An 18,187-nucleotide genomic window follows, 5' to 3' on the forward strand; every position below is an offset into this window, starting at 1 on the left:
GCCTCCAACCCCATAAAGGCGTCCGAAAGCCGTAATTCCCACTTTTCCGGCGCTTTCTCCAAACCGTTATACAGGACGATAAATTCCGGCTTGGGTATCTTCACCAGTGCGGTTTTATACAAGGCCCGATGCGCGATTATTTTCTCGTAAACCCGGACAATATACGACAAAATCCGCAGAGGCATATTCTGGTTGAGGGTAGACTGGTGTTCTATCACGAATACCAGTTTATCACCCACGGTAAAAGACAGGTCATTGATCCGGTCCATGTAGAGAACATCCTCCAGGGTGTTGATAGTTATCGATATAGCCGGATCGTATTCAATACCTTCCAGGGCCGCATACAGTTCCCGGAGCCTGTCCTCGTCATTAAACAGTTTTGTAAAAACGCTATCCTTATACTTCGTATTCACGCTCATCACTTCTCCTCCAAAACCTGGGGACCGATCTGTCCCGATTTACCCCTTGTTAAGGGCCGGAGCGAAAAAATACTTTAGTGAGAAAGGCGAATTTTTAAGAAAAACCGTGTGGTTTTCTTCTTCCTCCATGTCCTTCGTGTCCTCCGTGGGTTTTCCCCTTCCTCCTCTTTTTTGGAGGCTATGCCGTAACTTGTTGACTGTGGTAGGAATGGGGGGTTAAGGTATGGGAGAAGTAATATTTTGATCCTGGAAAAAAAAGAAATATATGCGTATATTTAAGACAAAGGGATTTTTCCACTTTGTCAGGAAAGCAAGCATTAAGGATGCTGAATTGAAGAACTTTAAGCGCCTGGCAAAGAAAAACCTGGGCCTTACTGAAAAACAGATAGAAATCCTTATAAAAGCCGGAGAGCTAAAGGAGATTGAGTAGCAATGAAAAAGTATAAAAGTCCTGCCTTGAGGCATATTCACCAAGAAGCCGTGGGCCTCTACAAACATGGAATTATAAACGCCGCAGAAATGAGAGAGTTTGACAAAGACTGTCTTGTATCCGGGGCGTCCACTTTCACCACCTCCCACATCCCGCGTATAGCCGCCGCCATAACTGCAAGCCCCGGCCGCCATACCCGTCCCGTAAAATAGGCCGTGAGCATTCCCCAAATGCCCTGTTTACCACCTCCGATCCATATTTTGGTTCGCCGCCAAATATCGTCTATTTACCGATAACTTTAGAGGATAGTTTGGCTTCAAGCTCCTCTGCCCGGTAGCCTTGTTTTAAGAGTTCCAGAACCTCATTTAAAGTTTCCACCCGGCCTTCTTCCCGAGCTTCCTCCTGCCAGGCCTCTTTTGCCTCGTCCCAATCCCATTCCCCAAATGCCATGTTTACCACCTCCGATCCATGTTCCTCTAAAAAGGACGCCAATATCCGGTTCCGTATACAATACCGCACCGCCTCAGTTACCGCCTGTTCCAACGGCATAGCCGCCCCATTCTCCCGCACCTTGGCGACAAACTGAGCATACCCCGCCAGATTCTCGCTTCTTTGAAGCAGTTCCGTATTCTGTCCATAATTAATATTATACACCGTGATGATCAGGTCAAGGGAGATTTTTTCACCCGCCTCCAACCCCATAAAGGCGTCCGAAAGCCGTAATTCCCACTTTTCCGGCGTTTTCTCCAAACCGTTATACAGGACGATAAATTCCGGCTTGGGTATCTATCCTTATACTTCGTATTCACGCTCATCACTTCTCCTCCAAAACCTGGGGACCGATCTGTCCCGATTTACCCCCTGTTAGGGTCTGGAGCGGAAAAATACTTTAGTGAGAAAGGCAAATTTTTAAGAGAAACCGTATGGTTTCCCCCCCTCTTCCTCCATGTCCTCCGTGGTTTTTCCCTTCTTCTTTCTTATTTTTTAAGTGCAGCGATCCCACCCATACATAAAAAAGCAAACAAAAATCCCATAAAAAGTACTATTTCCCCCTTTCCCCCCCGGGCTAATAATAGCATCCCAGTCAGATCCCCAATTTTTTTCGTAATTTAGTACAAAAAAATCGAAATTTAGGCCAAAATATTGAATTTTTTTAAAAAAAATGGTAGAATACATGGTAGAATTGTAATTTCTTTCGATAATATATAGTTAATTTAGTTTATAAATGGAGAGAGAAGAGGTAAATCATGGGTAAAATAGGTAAAGCTGGTAAGGTATTTTCGTTCGTAATCCTTGCGGTCTTAACGTTCCTTTCATGCGAAAATCCAATTCAAGCCGGATTAGGCGGAAGGGTCGATATCACGCCCCCGTCATTTAGCGCGGCAAATCCCATAACCCCCTCAAACGGAGCATTTGTGTTTGGCACCATTGGTTTTACCATAAACGCCGAAGACGATCTCGCCGTAAGTAAAGTTGAAATAGCCTTTTTAATGCCCGACCCGTTAAATCCCGCAGAAAAAGTCTGGATCTATTATCCTGCAACCCTTAATCCCGATGGAACCTATGCCTACCCCTTCGACACAACCCAGATGCCCGATGGTGATATGCCCGTCAAGCTGCGAGCAACCGATGGTACCGGCAAGTCCGGTGAGCTGGAAGTGCTGTATACGGTCAAAAACGGTCCCCCCACCATTGAAGTGCAGATACCGCCGGAGCCGGAGCCGGGGAAACAGCGGGAACTCATCGCCGGCGGCGTCATGATCGGCATTGCGACAGACCTTTGGGGAGTAGCGCCGGGCTATCCCCAGATCCAGTTCTGGAGAGATGGGGATATCCCCCCGGATCCCCTGGATATAGCCGCCTGGAAGTCCATGGACCGGCCGGACGCGGCCAATTGGAACACCACCATGGACCCCTTAAACGGCAAGAAGGCCACCGAATTCCGGTTCAACGCGGTAAACCACGATGTTCCGGAAAATACGCTCCTATTGCCGGGGTTCTACCACTACCGTTTCCTAACCATGGATGCGGCCGGTGTGCTGTTCAACTATCCCCCCCTGGGGTCGGAAAAGGACTATGAGGATCTTTCCATTGTAAGTGGTAATGAACTTCCCAATATCGAATTTACCCGCCTGCCAAACGACTATCAGCGTCAATCATTCTTCATTAAAGCGCAGCTCAGCCATTCCCTCGGGATAAACATGGTGGATGAATTTTTTGCCCAAAAAGAAGGGGAGGCCGCGCCGGTTGCTCTGACCTATAATGTAGGTCCCAACACGCCGAATGAGGACGGCAAATTACTGACGCGGTCCTTTGAATCCTTTGAGATAGTGCCGAACCAGCCCTACAATACCAGTACCGGGGAACCCTATACCTTCACCGATGGAGCCTACGAATTTACCTTAAAGGTGATCAGTAACCAGGGCAGCATCGGTACCCAAACCTACCGGGCCTATATAGACACCACGGCGCCGGTGCTGAATATTTCCCAGGTTGAAGGCGCCTACGCGGCCACCGCCGCCGATGCCTACACGGTAAACGGAGTGGTCCGGGTTTCCATCGGTAACCCCATGGAAGAAAACGGCCTTGGCCGTGTCGGCAGCGCCAGTGGTCCCCGTGAACTTAAATATTTTATTTCACCCACCGTTCTTACCATAAATCAATTAATAGCGGAATACGAAGGCGCCTACCATAATGGTCAGGAGGACGGTAACAACTACTTTGATACCCTGGCAGACGCTTACACAGCGGAACCGGGTTCCCTCAACTACCCCAACCCCTATAGGGTAGTGTATAGCGCTGCAAAGTTTAACACCATCGTCATTGACACCACCTCTCTCGCCGATAATTCAACACGGTATTTGTACCTTATCGCCAAGGATAAGGCGGCCAACTACGGCTACACCAGCATAACCCTGAACGTAGACCAGGAAACGGATAGACCCCGCATCACTATTGACGGCTTTGACCCCTCCATCCGCAGCGATACCGATCATGGTAATCCGGCCAAAAACCCCAGCGGCGCCCTCAACAGCCTTACCTCAGGCAGGACCATCTCCGGAACCATAACCGATGATGACGGTCTTATCCTTATTGTCGATCCCGCTAACCCGGGATATATTTTCAATTATGACACCTTCTTACCGCCAACGGCGGTAATCCCCCTTACTGGGGATATGCTGAGAATAAACGATAGTAATCCCAAACAGATCACCTTCGAAGCCCATTTACCCGAAGACTTTCCCGATGGTAAATACACCCTGGAAATAAATGTCCAGGATGATAAAGGCAAAAAGAACGAGTTCCTTTCCGGCCGTAACGGCGGCGACCTGGATACGGTGTCCGTATCCACCAGTCTTCCCAGCGGAACCGACAGGCGCACCTACTTTATGCTGGACACCAAGCCGCCAAAAATTACCCCCCGGTATAATGGAGCAGCCATTGCAATAGGCGGCGTCATTGCAAGTCCCGGCGCTTTTAATTTGGACGGTACGGTACAGGATGATATGGGCGTGCGGCGCCTGGAGATTCGCCAGCAGATGACCCTCAACGGATTAGGACAGCCCATTTCTGTTCCCGAAGTAATCATTTATAATCAGCCCACCGATCCGGCGCTTCCCTTTAAAACCGGTATTACCGCCCATAACGACAATGATTGGGCCCTAATCGGTCTGCCGCGGGATCCCGTATCTCCCTATGCCCCTATTCTGTCCCCCGCCCCCGTTGTTGACGGAGTATACACCTATACAATTAAGGCCACCGACAATTCCACAAAGACCAATGACCCGGAATACACCATTATTGCCCGGGTAGATACCACCGGACCGGCGCTGACGGTTGGAACTCCCGGAATCGGTCACCTTGAGCGGGGAACCCCCTTATTCCTAAGCGGGACCGCCAGGGATACCCTCACACCGGAAAATCCGGAAGTTTGGTATGCCATTGACAGAAACACTACCATTGGCACACCCGCAACCCCCGCCGTAGCGGCGCTGTTGCCTGGTGTTTGGACCAAAGCCCAAAGCGGAGCGTCCTGGTATGGTAATGTTGACGTAGACGCGCTGGTAGCCGCAAACAGCGGAGAAGAAGGAACCTTCTGGGCCCATTTTGTTGCCTATGATAGCTGGGGGAACAAGGGCCAAACCGATGACCGCTCCTTTATGATAGATACCAAAGCGCCCGAGATTCAGAACGTGGCTTTAACCAATATTACCACCTTTCCCTCCCCGGACGAAGTTAAGTACGTCAAGAATAATTGGTATTCCATTAGTTTTGATGCCTACGATGCCAACGCCTTAGCCGATGTAATTATTAGCAAAAACGGAACTGTTTTAAACAAGGACGGCTTTCTCCACACCGACTCAAGTGGCGACTATACCCTTACCCTTGATAAAACAGGACCGGGAACAAATGATCCAAAGAAATGGATTGCCACATTAAATCTTGCCAGCCAAGCCGATGGAAATTATCGGTATGACCTTGAGGTTAAGGATGTTTCAGGCCTGTCTGTCACCCAAACCTTTAATATCCGGGTAGACACCACCGGTCCGGCGCTGACCCTGACCACCCCCTCCGGCAGCGAAGTACGTGACTCGGCTCTGACCCTGTCCGGGAGGGCGCCGGACGCCACCCTTGATGGGTTATCGGTCTGGTATAAAATTGACACAACTTCCACTCCCACATCGCCGGTAACTTTCTCTTATGTGTCCACCCCGGCTAATGGTTGGACCCAGGCTGTTGTAGATGGAGAATCCTGGAATCAACCCCTCACCCTGACTGAAGGGACGAAGTATGCGCATTTAGTCGCCTTCGATAAATTGGAGAACCCAAGCAGCGTAATCGACAAGACCCTTTATATTGACTATGAGCTGCCGTATATTACAGACTGGACTACTACTACAACAGACATTACTCTTATCGATGGGGTAAATTACGCCAAAAATTTCTATTCCATTGAATTTACCGCCCACGATTCCAATCAATTATCCAACGTGACGATTAGAAAAGGCGGGCCCAGCGGAACCGTATTAACAGAGGGGCTAGGCGGTGATTATACCCTTACCAAAACCAATACTTCTTCCCCTGCCAACACGGATTGGAAATATAAGCTGGACTTAACTGGTCAGGCCGATGGAAGCGCCAATTATTATATCACGATAACCGATGTCCGGGGCAGGACAAATACCCTGGAAAATAGTCCCGGACTCCCCGTGGATGCGCATAGAGACTTTACCGTTTACGTGGACACAACCCCCCCGAATCTGGCGGTGGCGGAACCCATTGATGGCTACGAAAGCAGCGCTGACCTGCGGATAAGCGGGACCGCCTATGACATCGGCATACCCAATGGGGTAACGGTTTGGTATAAAATTGACACAACCCAAACCACCAGTGAAACCGGAACGCCAACCACATCCGGACCGCTAACCCTTACAGGTTGGAACCTGGTAGTAGCCGGTTCGTACTGGAATAGGGACATTCCCCATGGCAGGACCAATGAAGGAGCATACTGGGCGAGCTTTATTGCATACGATAAAATGGGGAACAAAAGTAGTATCGTTAACCGGCAGTTCTATGTGGATAGCGCACCGCCGACCATAAGCGCCTGGACATCCTCAGACATTACCACCCCCGGTTCTACGATCCCTACGATTCTCACCGTAGGTACTTATAGCTTTGATTTTACCGCATATGATAGTAACAGCATTAGGAGCGTGACGCTTAAGAGAGATGGAGTTTCCTTAATCCCTGACGGTTCCCCGCATACGGATACCGCTGGAACGTATACGCTTGCCAAATTGGCATCTAGTGATACGAACAACTGGCACTATACGGTTTCACTTGGCGGCCAGGTGGATGGGAATTATACCTACGATATTGAGATCAATGATATTGCAAATAAGGACAACAACTTAGCTAATACCCCCGGCCTCTCCACACTGGCCTATAAAACCTTTAAAGTCCGGGTGGATACCACCGGCCCGGACCTGACGGTTTCGGCTCCCACCATCAACTTCTCGGCGCAGAGTAGCTCACTATTTGTAAGCGGAACCGCCGTGGATGCTCTGACGACGGACGCCCCGGAGGTTTACTACACCATTGCCAGAGCCACTGCTATAGCCAGTTACAGCATACCCCCAAGCGCATTAGACGCGGCAGCCTTGGCGGGTAATGGTACTGGGGGTACTTGGAAAAAAGCCGGTGGCGCCGTGGATTGGTCTGATAATTTCGACCTGTCCTTGCTTAGCGGCGAAGGAACCTTTGTTGCCCGGTTTGTTGCCTATGATAGATTGGGGAACCAGGGCGGGACAGAGGACCGTATTTTTTCTGTGGACACCCAACCGCCCTCTATAAAGCACGACACAGGGACTGGGCAGGTCTTTGGCTTTGGCACAGCAAACCCGGTTAAAACTTTTTCCGGAGACCCGGTTACCTACGCCAAACAGGATGCGTATTCCTTTAGCTTTAGGGCCTACGATTCCAACGAACTGGCAGATGTGAGTATTAGCAAAGGCGGAACTCCTTTAACCAAGGGTGGGCCGTACACAGACGCAAGCGGCACGTATACGTTTACCATTGAAAAAAGACCGAATAGTGAATCCACTGATAATCCAAACGAATGGCTCGTTACATTAGACCTTAGCGGTCAGCAGGATTCAAGGTATAGCTATGTTATAGAGATTACGGATAAGGTAGGTCGGACTAACACCGATGACAATAATACCCCCGGGAGCTCTTCCCCGGAAACTGATGATGATCACAACAAATTCACGGTCCAGGTGGATACCACCGGTCCAACGCTGTCGGGAATTAGTCCCGCCAACAATTACCCGGTAGACGCAAATTCCCTGCCGGTATCCGGAAACGTAACGGATGCGACCTCGGACGGGATATCGGTTTGGTATAAAATTGGCGATACTGACCCCGGAGTGCCGGCAACCGCAGCGGCAGCGCAGAGCGATAATTGGTTACCTGTTATGGTTAACAGTCCGTCCTGGGGTGGAACCGCTTCCTTGACGTCGGTAGGCGAAGGGACCCACCATGCCTACTTTATTGCGTACGATAAATTGGATAACCCAAGCATTGTATACGACAGGACCATCCTTGTGGACTACAATAAGCCCTATATTAAGGACTGGAATCCCTCGGGGATAACGGTACTTGATGGTTCAAATTACGCTAAAGCTGGGTATACCCTTTCGTTTAAAGCATATGATACAAACGAATTAAAGAGTGTAAAGGTAACCAGGGGCACCACAGCCGACTTATTCCTCGTTACCGCTGCGGATTTAGCTGGGGGTACAGTTACGGGTTCGGATTCAGTTCCGGCTCCGGGCTCGGGTACTTATAGCTATACCGTAATTAAAGAAACCGTTGCTCTTGGTGATCAATGGTCGGTGTCGGTAGTCTTTGCCGGTCAAATTGACGGAAGCGCTACGTATACCACCTTGATAACGGACATCAGGGATAAGATAAATGACACGGATAATACTCCCTCGGAGGAAGCGGCGGATAAACAGAAAAGTTACACCGTCCGGGTGGATAATACCCCCCCGAATCTGGCGGTGGCAGAACCCACCGAGAACTTCGCCATAAGCGGCGTTAACTTGCAGATAAGCGGGACCGCCTATGACACCGGCCTACCCAATGGGGTAACGGTTTGGTATGCCATCGACGGAAACGCATCTCCTCCCGCGCTCGGTGTCTTGGACTTAACCACTACGCCTGATACGCCTACCCTCGGCAACTGGAACCTGGTTGTAAAGGGACCGTCCTGGGATACAGGCATTCCCCATGGCCTTGGAGCCGGCGAAGGGATGCGGTATATACATTTTGTCGCAAATGATCAATTGGAGAACTGGAGCGGCTATGTTAACCGGAAGTTCTTTGTGGATCACAATCCGCCGGACATAACCTCCTGGACATCCCCAGACATTAGCGCCCCCGGCGTTACAACCCTTGCGAAAAAAGACTATACCTTTACGTTTACCGCCCATGATACCAACGGCTTTGGAAGCGTGGCCCTTAAGAAAAACGGAGTTGCCTTAAACGATGACGGCTCTTCGCAGACAGATACTCCATCGGGAACGTATACGCTTACCAAATCGCCAAGCAGTACTCCGCAGAACTGGATCTATACGCTTACTCTTGCCAATCAGGCCGATGGGAATTATCCCTACAGCATTGAGATCCTGGATATTGCGGGTAAATCAAATAGGGATGACAATAATACCCCCGCAACGACTGATAACTTCAAAACCTTTACCGTCCAGATAGACACCACCGGACCGGCTCTCGAAATTACAGAACCCGCCGGTACCCCCCCCGTGGGCGGAACAACCGTATACATATCAGGCAAGGCTATTGATGCCCTTAATCCGAGCGGGGTTACGGTTTGGTATGTCATTGACGGGAATCCTACCATTGGGGTGCCCACATCGCCGCCTTCAGGAAGTCCATTGGCGCTCTCAGGCTGGAGCAGGGCCTTAGGAAGCGCAGACTGGTCTCAGAACGCGCCCGTAAGCGGCGCCGAGGGGATCCGGTATGTTCATGTTATTGCCTATGATAGTTTGGGGAACCCGAGTAGTGTAGAGTCCGCGTCTTTCTATGTGGATATCTATCCGCCCCAGATAAACAACTTTGTCTTCACCAGCGGTATTACTATCATTGATGGGTCTTATTATAATACAACCGGTAATTATGGTTTTACCTTTAAAGCCTATGATTCAAACGCCTTAAAGAGTATAACGGTACGCCGGGGCGCAACCGTATTAGTGAACAACGCTATTGGCGCATATACAAACACGGTTATCGGCGATTTCACCGCCTCCGTGGTTGTAAATTCCTCCAAGGAATGGACCGTTACGGTAGGCCTTACCGTCCAGACCGACGAGAGTTATCCATATACTATTGAGATAGTGGATATCACGGACCGGCCAAATGCCACGAATAACGCCCCCGGTTTGGTGACAGATGCCTTTAAAGAATTCAGCGTCCTGGTTGATAGGGTAGGGCCGGTGGTAGCCGTAACTTCGCCCGCCGTTGGCGCATCCGTAAGCGGAAGCTCCCTGTACCTAGGCGGCTCTGCTATTGATACTCCTTCCCGGGACGGGGTAAGCGTTTGGTATATCATTGACGGGAATACCACCGTTGCTACCCTGCCCTCATTGCCGCCCTCATCGCCGTCTCCGGGCGCTCCGCTGGAGCTCACGGGCTGGTCCATGGCCGATAACGGCGAGTCCTGGTCCAAACTCCTCCCGCTGTCGGCTGCCGATCCGGAAGGGGAACGCTATTTGCATGTCATAGCCTTTGATAAATTGGGTAACATAGGTAACCTGGTTGACCGCAAGTATTTTGTGGACCAGACTCCGCCCCAGATAAAGGCGGGCACCTGGAACCTTACGGGGATTAATTTCTTGGATCCCTATAACTACGCCGGCAAAAACTATACTATTCAGTTTACCGCCTACGATTCCAACGCCCTGGCATCCGTGAAGATCACCAGAGGTACGACAGTATTAGAAGAGGGGCCACAATCGGGGTATACCCTGACCATTGACAGGACTACTGATCCCACGAACAAAGAGTGGCCCGTTACGTTGATCATTGCCAATCAAAGCGATGGGAATTATGACTACACCATTGATGTTATTGATGCCACGGGCAAACCAAATACCCTGGACAACAATACGCCTTTGGTTCTCACGGATGATCACAAAAACATTACGGTCATCGTGGATACCACGCCGCCGCTTACCAAGATTACCAGTAACCCCGCAACGGTGAGCAATGCCGGTATGAATCTTTCCGGTGTTATTACCCGCGCGGACAATGTAAACGGCGTCATCCACTTTGCGGTCAGCGCCAATGACAATCGCGGTGTAAGCGGCGTCAAATGGTTCCTCATCCCCTATGGAACCACCTTCGATCTGACCACCCCTGCGGATGTTAAAGCCCGCTACGATGCCCAAACAAACCCCACGTACCTTGTTGACAGCACTACCTATGAGGTATTGGTGGATACCACCCCGCTGACTCCTCAGACATTGTACACCCTCTACGTCCTGGCTCAGGATACGGCTGGGAATACCAGTTACAATTCTACTACCCCCTTTACCTTCTTTGTGGATCAAAGAACCGATAATCCGCTGGTAACCCTGACCAACCTGTCGAAAGAACAGCCCACCGATCCCGATCCGGCTATACGGGACGGGTTCATCCTGCGGGGCGCCGTAAAGGACGATGATGGAGTTGACCCAAGCAGCCTTAGGATTAGTTTCTTTAATGGCTCTGATTGGTTAAGTGCAGGCGGTACCTGGGATTCCTCCACTGCCGTACCGCTGCCCATAACACCGACAGGTACTATTACCGGTTCAGGCCGGGAACTTACCTTTACCTACCCCTTCCCCAACACGCTCTCCGATGGGCCGGGCAGAAAAGTTGTTGTATCCGCATTGGATCTTGAAAGCTCAAAAGAGGGCCCAGCCTACACTTCCACCAATGCGGCTAAGCCCGGCAGCGTCGAAACGACCTTTGATCTGGACACCGCCCCCCCGGTTATAACCGTGGCAGAGCCCACTGATTCAACCTATAAAGCGGAAGAGGCCAGCATCCATGGGACCTTAACGGAAATGCACCCCGATGTCTTTAGGCTCAGCCTTGACGGCGGGGCGTATGTCAACCATATTGTTGACACCGATCCCAACGCCGGGCAGCTGGTATTACTCAATTGGAACAGCACAAGCGGTGTCGGCAACTGGGTCTACAGGCTCCCCATCCTCGACACACCGCTCCTGAGCGTTGGGCTTCACACCATCACCCTGGAAGCGGTGGATAAAGCCGGTTTAACCACCACCAATTTGTGGCGCTTCTATGTGGATAACACCGGTCCGGCTATTTCCTTTAGGATCGATGAAGTCCCGTATCCAACCTGGACAACCGTTCCCACAGGCATGAGCATTCTTCGGGAAGGTTCCCTGGCTCTGCGGGGCGACTTTAGGGACGATTACTCCACGGTGAACAATACCTTTGAATACCATTTCGATACTGAAACCGAATCCGTCTGGCACAGCATAACTACGGTCACCGGCGCCATTGCGAATCCCGGAAAGTATCCCTCCTGGACCCTCTTCCTGGACAGCATTCCCACCCCCTTCAGCGGCGCCGTCATTCCCGATGGCGCCCACAGGGTACAGATCCGCGCCAAGGATGTGCTGGATAATGTCACCACCTCCGCCTGGATAGGCTTTAGGGTCGATACCGCAGACCCAACCATTACCAACATCCAGCCGCTTGAGGCAAATGCGGTTTTCAGTAATGTAGGCAATCCGGTGTTCACCCTCACAGGAATCGCCGCGGATGCAAACCTCTCAAGCGTCACCATTACCCGCAGTGGTGTTACCACACCCATTACGGTGCCCGCGGGCGCCACCTCGGTGAACTGGTCCTATCCGGTTACCGGGCCAGCCTTTAGCGCTCTGGCCGAAGGCGCCCATAGGTTTACCATCACCGCCATAGACGCAGCAGGGCGGACCGCGTCGGTGGACTGGAATTTTATAAAGGATACCCAGCCGCCTGTGGTGGAGTGGAGCAACCTTAATACCCAACCCGGGGTTAACAGTACCCTCTTCCAGGACATCAGCACCCTCAAAATCCTTGGCGTGGCCAGAGATAGTAACGGTGTGGCGTTTCTTACCAGTACCCTTAAAAAGTGGAATGGAACCACCTGGGACCAAGTCCAGTCCGACACAGATCTTGCCCCGAATAATGAATTGGTGAAGAACTGGGTTAAGGACATAGCGACCGCTGGTTTAGCTACTCCCCTTGACGGCCTATACCGGATAACCATCAACGCAAAAGACCGGGGCGGCAACGTCCTTACACCCGCCGCACAGCGGGAATTCCGCATAGACCTGGCAATGCCCTTGGTAACCATAGATACCAGTACGGGTACAAATCCCCTTAAGCGTTATTACAACGGGAAAGCCACCGGTTCCGGACCAATCGTTGTTTCCGGCACAGCCTCCGACGCAAACGGTATAAGCTCTATCCACGCGCAGATCTCCGGTACTGGCGCGCCCGCATGGGCGGCGGCCGACGCGGTTTTCACCCCCACTGTGGGAACTGCGGGAACCTGGGTAGTTACTATTCCTCACAGCAACAGCGGAACACCGCTTCCCGAGGGCGGTTATACCCTGAACATAAGCGCCACCGATGGAGCGGGCCGTATCAGTACGACCTACGGAGTTTTCGACTTTGACAGTATTGACCCCACCGTAACGATAGACTCACCGCCAAAATCAGCCCGGGTAACCGAATCGATCACCATCCGGGGAAGCAACAACGATTCCGGATCCGGTCTCGACGAGCACAGTATATGGTATCAATTTACTAAATTGCATACCGAAGCGTCAGACCCCCAATGGTACGAGGCGGCTCCTGGCACCGGTAGCAATGGTGGTACCTGGGGCTCACTAAGCGGCTGGTATAGTTGGAACTTCGGTTTCTTGCATACTGTCGTTGAAAGCAGTACCACCGCTACAGAAGTGTATTATGATCCCGCCACACAGACTGTCATACCGCAGTCCGATACCGGTTTATGGCAAACCCCCTTCAAAATTAAGGTTATCGACCGGGCGGGGAATGAACAGATAATTGATGATTATTTCCTCCTGGTGGACCAGTTCGGCGATGTTCCTAAGTTGACGATCAGTTCCCCGGACCCGGGCGCTGTTTTAGGCGGCCGTGTCTATGTTTCCGGCACTGCGTTAGATAACAACTATGTGAACAAGATACAGTACCGGGTTAAACCCAATCCAACCATGGCGCCCAACGAATGGAGCGGTATTAGCTGGATAGACGGGCCAAGCGGGTTCCTGACCGGCGGCGGAAATCCTGCACTAAGCGTTACCTGGCAATTCGATATTAACGGCGATGGCGCCCTGAATCCGGGCGCCGGAGAAGGCATGAGGCCGGTTCTTATCCAGGTACGGCCCATTGACGCCGCAAATGGGTATCCGAATGTGCCGGGCCAGCCGGGGGATCCCGTCAGCCTTCTCATTTACTTTGACGCCGGGGTGCCGAGGATAGGCAACGAAATAGTGGCAAACAATGTTCCGAACAATTCCCCCGGGGCCAATATTTTTAAACCCTATGTTGACGGGATCCAGGTATCCAAGACCTTTATCTTTGAAGCGGAGATCAGCGATGACAGCGGCCTCGACCGGATACAGTATTGGCAGGATGGAACAGCCTCAGCGCCAAATGTGATAGGGCAGCCTGTGGTTACCCCGCCTGCAACGAAGGCCGCCGGGTCGTTTACTACGGGCAGAAAATACATGATCAAAACCATAGGAACTACCGATTGGATGGCCATTGGCGCAAACTCCGATACGGTCGGCGCTTCTTTCACCGCCACCGGTGGGGGAGATGGGGATGGCACAGCCTATGAGGCAACGGCAACCCAGGAATTTATATACAAATTGCGGCTTGAGATACCTACCAACGATGGGTTAAGCGCCTATAAGGACAAGACCGGGTATTATTCTATTAATATTCAGGCCCATGATAACTCATCCCCGGCATTGCGGGCGGACAAGAGCTACACCGTCCAGATTGATAACTTCTACCCCTATGGGACCTACTCTTCCCCCAATGTTGCGGCAGGCTGGTACAATCTACGGGGTACCGCCCGGGACGCTGACAGCACTTCGGGACCCATCCAGGGTCTGGAGAAAGTGGTAGTGTACCTAAGCCGTAACGGAGATAAGATAGCCCTCCATGAGTACGGAGTACAGAGCAGCACCGATACCTTTAACCCCACAACTCAAAAGGTGAAGCGCGCGTCAGACCAGGCGTATGTTACGCTTTCTGATTTCCCGGCTGATGCATTATCGGGGATCACCATTGACCGGGACGAACAGAGCGCCGGCCTTGACCTTGATCTGGACGGCTATGAGGAAGCCTGGTACGACAACGGGGCAGACCGGGTATGGTCCGCGCGTATTGATACCACCCAGCTTAAGGACGGTCCCGTAACGGTTCACTACGTGATCTTTGACAAAGCGGGGAACGCCACCTATTATGAGCAGTCCCTGTTTATCAAGAACCACGCCCCCGCCATTACATCGGTAACCCTGGGTACGGATATCTTCGGTAATAAAACTACCGGAGGAACCAGGCTCTACACCACCGGCTACTTTACGACCCCGGCCTTTGTAGCCCGGAATCAGCGCCTTTCCTTTAAGCTTGCCAAGGTAGACGGAAACGGTGTAGCCCATTACCGGATAACCCCGGTTAGTCAGCAACAGGTTGCTGCCAATACCATAGTCGCCGGTGAGATCTACACTATTGTAACTCCAGGCTCCACCGACTGGCTCAACCTGGGCGCGCTAAGCAACGCAGTGGGTACCACCTTTGTGGCTACCTCCAATGGCGGCGGCAACGGCCAGGTCTACAAGTACAACACAATCACCGCAGCGGAGCTGAAAACCGGGGACTTTGCGGGCAATGAAACCACTGAAATAGTATATACGAATTTTACGGGCATACCGAATGCTGAAAACGCCTACTTCCTCATCAAGATATATGACTCCACGGTTACCGCCCCTCCCCCTGCCGCCATTGAGGCGAATCAGCTTTCCGACATGATAGTGGTTCGGGTCAAGATAGAAAACGATGACACCGTGCCTCCCACTTCCCGGCTTTACGATCTGAGCCCCTACGCCAAGAACCAGTCCCGCTACGATATTGCCACCACCATCAGCAACGCGGGGCCCGGCGGCATAGGGGAGGACCAGAACATGAAGTTTGGCGGCCTCTACCTGGACGCAAGCAACGCAATTTCCGGGCATGTTGAACCCCGAAGCGTTGGACCCAGCATCTTCCTGGAGACCGGTGTACCATCGACCTTCAGCATGGACACCGTGAGCGGCAAAGTAATACTGCGGGGCTACGCCAGGGATAACCAGCGTATTTCCGAAATACAGGTAAAATTTGGTACTGCAACGCCGGTCAAAATTATCCAGGTTAAGGCCTCTCCTGCCACAATCAGCGCCGGGCATTTCCAGGCGCTGGAACCGGTGCCCGCGGCGGGGGTCCGCGCCTGGGTCTACGATGATCTGAGCCTGGACGACCACCGGGTGGAATGGGCCTACGAATGGGACACCCAAACCACCGCCGGCATGGCAATTGTGGGGAACATAACGGTGCGGGCCATTGCCCTTGACGCCCGGGTTACTAATTATGCACCAGTAATCTACCCCCTAAACCCGAACACAAGCATATCTTCCTTACAGGGCACAGGGGATAGCAACGTTAATTACAACACCATAACCATGACGGCGGCGCCCTACATTTCCAGCATGACCACGGCCCTGTCCTCCGCATACCCCGCAAAGCCATCGGTGTTCAACCGTTCCGCCCTGGGTCTCTACCCGGTGCGGGACACGGAGACTATCACCATCAACGGCTTCAACTTGGGCGGAGCCTCTACCGTGGTTAAGATAGGCGCCACAACCCTTGGCACGCCAACGGTGGGATCTTCCGCGGCAAACCAGATTAGGGTGCCCATTGGAAACACCGCCAAATCGGGAGCCCTGACGGCCACCGTAAGCAGTGTGGAGTCGGTGAATAATAGGAACAACAATAATGCGACCTTCAATAAAGAGCCGAACAGTATGAACAACAGCACCCTCACGGATAACCGGGAACTGTACGTATGGAACACCGGCGCGCTGGTAAATCGGACTGACCTGACCAATCCCTTTATGCGTATGGATGCCGCCAGTGCCTATTATATGTCCTACGGGAGAGGCGCAGAGTCAATGTACTTTAACAAAGGGGGAACAGAAACGCTCTTTGAACAATGCTTTAACAAGTTTCATAACACAACCGTGGCGTTTGACACCTCCGGCAATTACTACGGCGGCGCTACCAACACGGACCGGGTAAATGACGCGGGGGGCGCCACTTCGTTTACCTTCTATTCCAGGGCTCCCGGTAATTTTGTAACTGGCGCTAACGCGCATTATGATGGTAATCAAAACGCCTTTGTCGCAGCCACCGGGGTAAATAATAAGAGGCACCTTGAGTTAAGCTATAACGCCGCAACCGCCCAATACAGGATTGACCGTGTACAAATTCCGCGGATTGCCGTTATCGGCGAAGGTACCACCAGCAATCCGGCCAAGATTTACATGAGTTACTTCGATGGGAATAACGCCAATAATCCGGTTGTTTTCCGTTATGGGACAAGTAATGGGGCGAATAACTTTACCGGTGGATTTGCAACTCAAGTAACCGGCAACAATCCCGGAACTGCCGCCGGCGCACAGATTGTAGCCAACAGTACCACCGATAAAAAGGGTGGTTTGTATACCGCAGTGGGCGCCTTAAGAGACGGTCGTGCGGTAATCGCCTGGTACGATGCGGTAAATCAGCAGCTTGTGTATTCCTATTCTTCAGGAACCGATCCATCAACCACAACAACCGTTAATTGGCAAACCAACGCCAAGGTTATTGACACCGATTTTGCCGGCTGGCATGTGGACTTAACGGTGGATAATAATACGACCCAGGGCATCCACATAGCCTATTACAGCAGCAGCGGCGGGGATCTCAAGTATGCCTATCTGTCTTCCTATAATGCAACACCCCAGGTAGTTACGGTAGACTCCTTCCTTTCCGCCGGGACCAAGCTTATGATCAACACCAGGGCGGAAACAAGGACCGTGAGTGGTTCTTCCACCACCGTATACGTGCCCTACATCTCCTACTATCATGCTTCGTTCCCCCAGACACCAAACTCTGTACGGATAGCCTGGAGAAACAACTTCGATCAACTTTTGGATGGCGCAATCGTAGATAACTTTACCGGAAACTGGGAGGCCATGACGGTGCCCACCCCCAATATCCCGATAGAAGACTTTATCTGTAACGGTGTTCCCACCTCGGGAAACTTCAGCGGCGTAAACTTAACCAACAGTATACTATTGAGCTACATGACCAACCAGTACTACGAGCGGGCGTACATCAAGAAGTAAGGATTTTCTAAAAAGACAGGAGGAAGGAGAGGCCCACAACCTCTTCTTCCTCCGGGTTTTTTCTTAAGAAACCGGAAATTTTTTAAAAATCGTGACTCCTGACTAAACGGCATTTATTATAAGATTCAATAACCACAACGGACACGAAGAAGAACCCGCTTACGCGGGGGAGGGAAAGGGGGGATTGTTTAAGCGGCATTCGGGATTATGCGTGACCTACAATTTTAACTATCTATCCCAACTTCCTGTTTACCACACCTACTTCCGGAAATTTTCGGTTAGTTTTACCTTGAGTT

The 18,187-nt window shown here is 51.6% G+C and carries 5 protein-coding genes; 3 read left to right on the forward strand and 2 right to left on the reverse strand.

The window, feature by feature from the left end; translation table 11 throughout:
- Window positions 1-419 (reverse strand): Rpn family recombination-promoting nuclease/putative transposase (locus TPRIMZ1_RS0117170; protein ID WP_010263602.1); only part of this gene is annotated, 419 nt, incomplete at its 3' end.
- A 265-nt stretch (window positions 420-684) separates the two neighbouring features.
- Between TPRIMZ1_RS0117170 and TPRIMZ1_RS20610 the strand changes: the two genes are divergently transcribed.
- On the forward strand, window positions 685-849 hold the full coding sequence (locus TPRIMZ1_RS20610; protein ID WP_010263603.1) for a hypothetical protein: 165 nt from the start codon (window positions 685-687) through the stop codon (window positions 847-849).
- Window positions 850-851: 2 nt separating this feature from the next.
- Window positions 852-1,061, forward strand: coding sequence for a hypothetical protein (locus TPRIMZ1_RS0117185; protein WP_010263604.1), 210 nt, complete (start codon window positions 852-854; stop codon window positions 1,059-1,061).
- Window positions 1,062-1,131: 70 nt separating this feature from the next.
- Here TPRIMZ1_RS0117185 and TPRIMZ1_RS19460 read toward each other — a convergent pair whose 3' ends face one another.
- Complete coding sequence (locus tag TPRIMZ1_RS19460; RefSeq protein WP_010263606.1) at window positions 1,132-1,599, reverse strand: hypothetical protein; 468 nt, start codon at window positions 1,597-1,599, stop codon at window positions 1,132-1,134.
- A 497-nt stretch (window positions 1,600-2,096) separates the two neighbouring features.
- Here TPRIMZ1_RS19460 and TPRIMZ1_RS0117200 point away from each other — a divergent pair, with 497 nt between their 5' ends.
- Window positions 2,097-17,891, forward strand: coding sequence for an Ig-like domain-containing protein (locus tag TPRIMZ1_RS0117200; protein WP_010263610.1), 15,795 nt, complete (start codon window positions 2,097-2,099; stop codon window positions 17,889-17,891).
- The last annotated feature ends 296 nt before the right edge of the window (window positions 17,892-18,187 follow it).

Origin of the sequence: Treponema primitia ZAS-1 (genome assembly GCF_000297095.1) — a bacterium.
In the GTDB taxonomy this organism is placed as follows: Bacteria; Spirochaetota; Spirochaetia; order Treponematales; family Breznakiellaceae; genus Termitinema; species Termitinema primitia_A.

What these genes read in the sequence shown, in the direction of transcription:
- TPRIMZ1_RS20610 (WP_010263603.1), top strand. Translation starts at nt 685, where the DNA reads ATGCGTATATTTAAGACAAAGGGATTTTTCCACTTTGTCAGGAAAGCA.
- TPRIMZ1_RS0117185 (WP_010263604.1), top strand. Translation starts at nt 852, where the DNA reads ATGAAAAAGTATAAAAGTCCTGCCTTGAGGCATATTCACCAAGAAGCC.
- TPRIMZ1_RS0117200 (WP_010263610.1), top strand. Translation starts at nt 2,097, where the DNA reads ATGGGTAAAATAGGTAAAGCTGGTAAGGTATTTTCGTTCGTAATCCTT.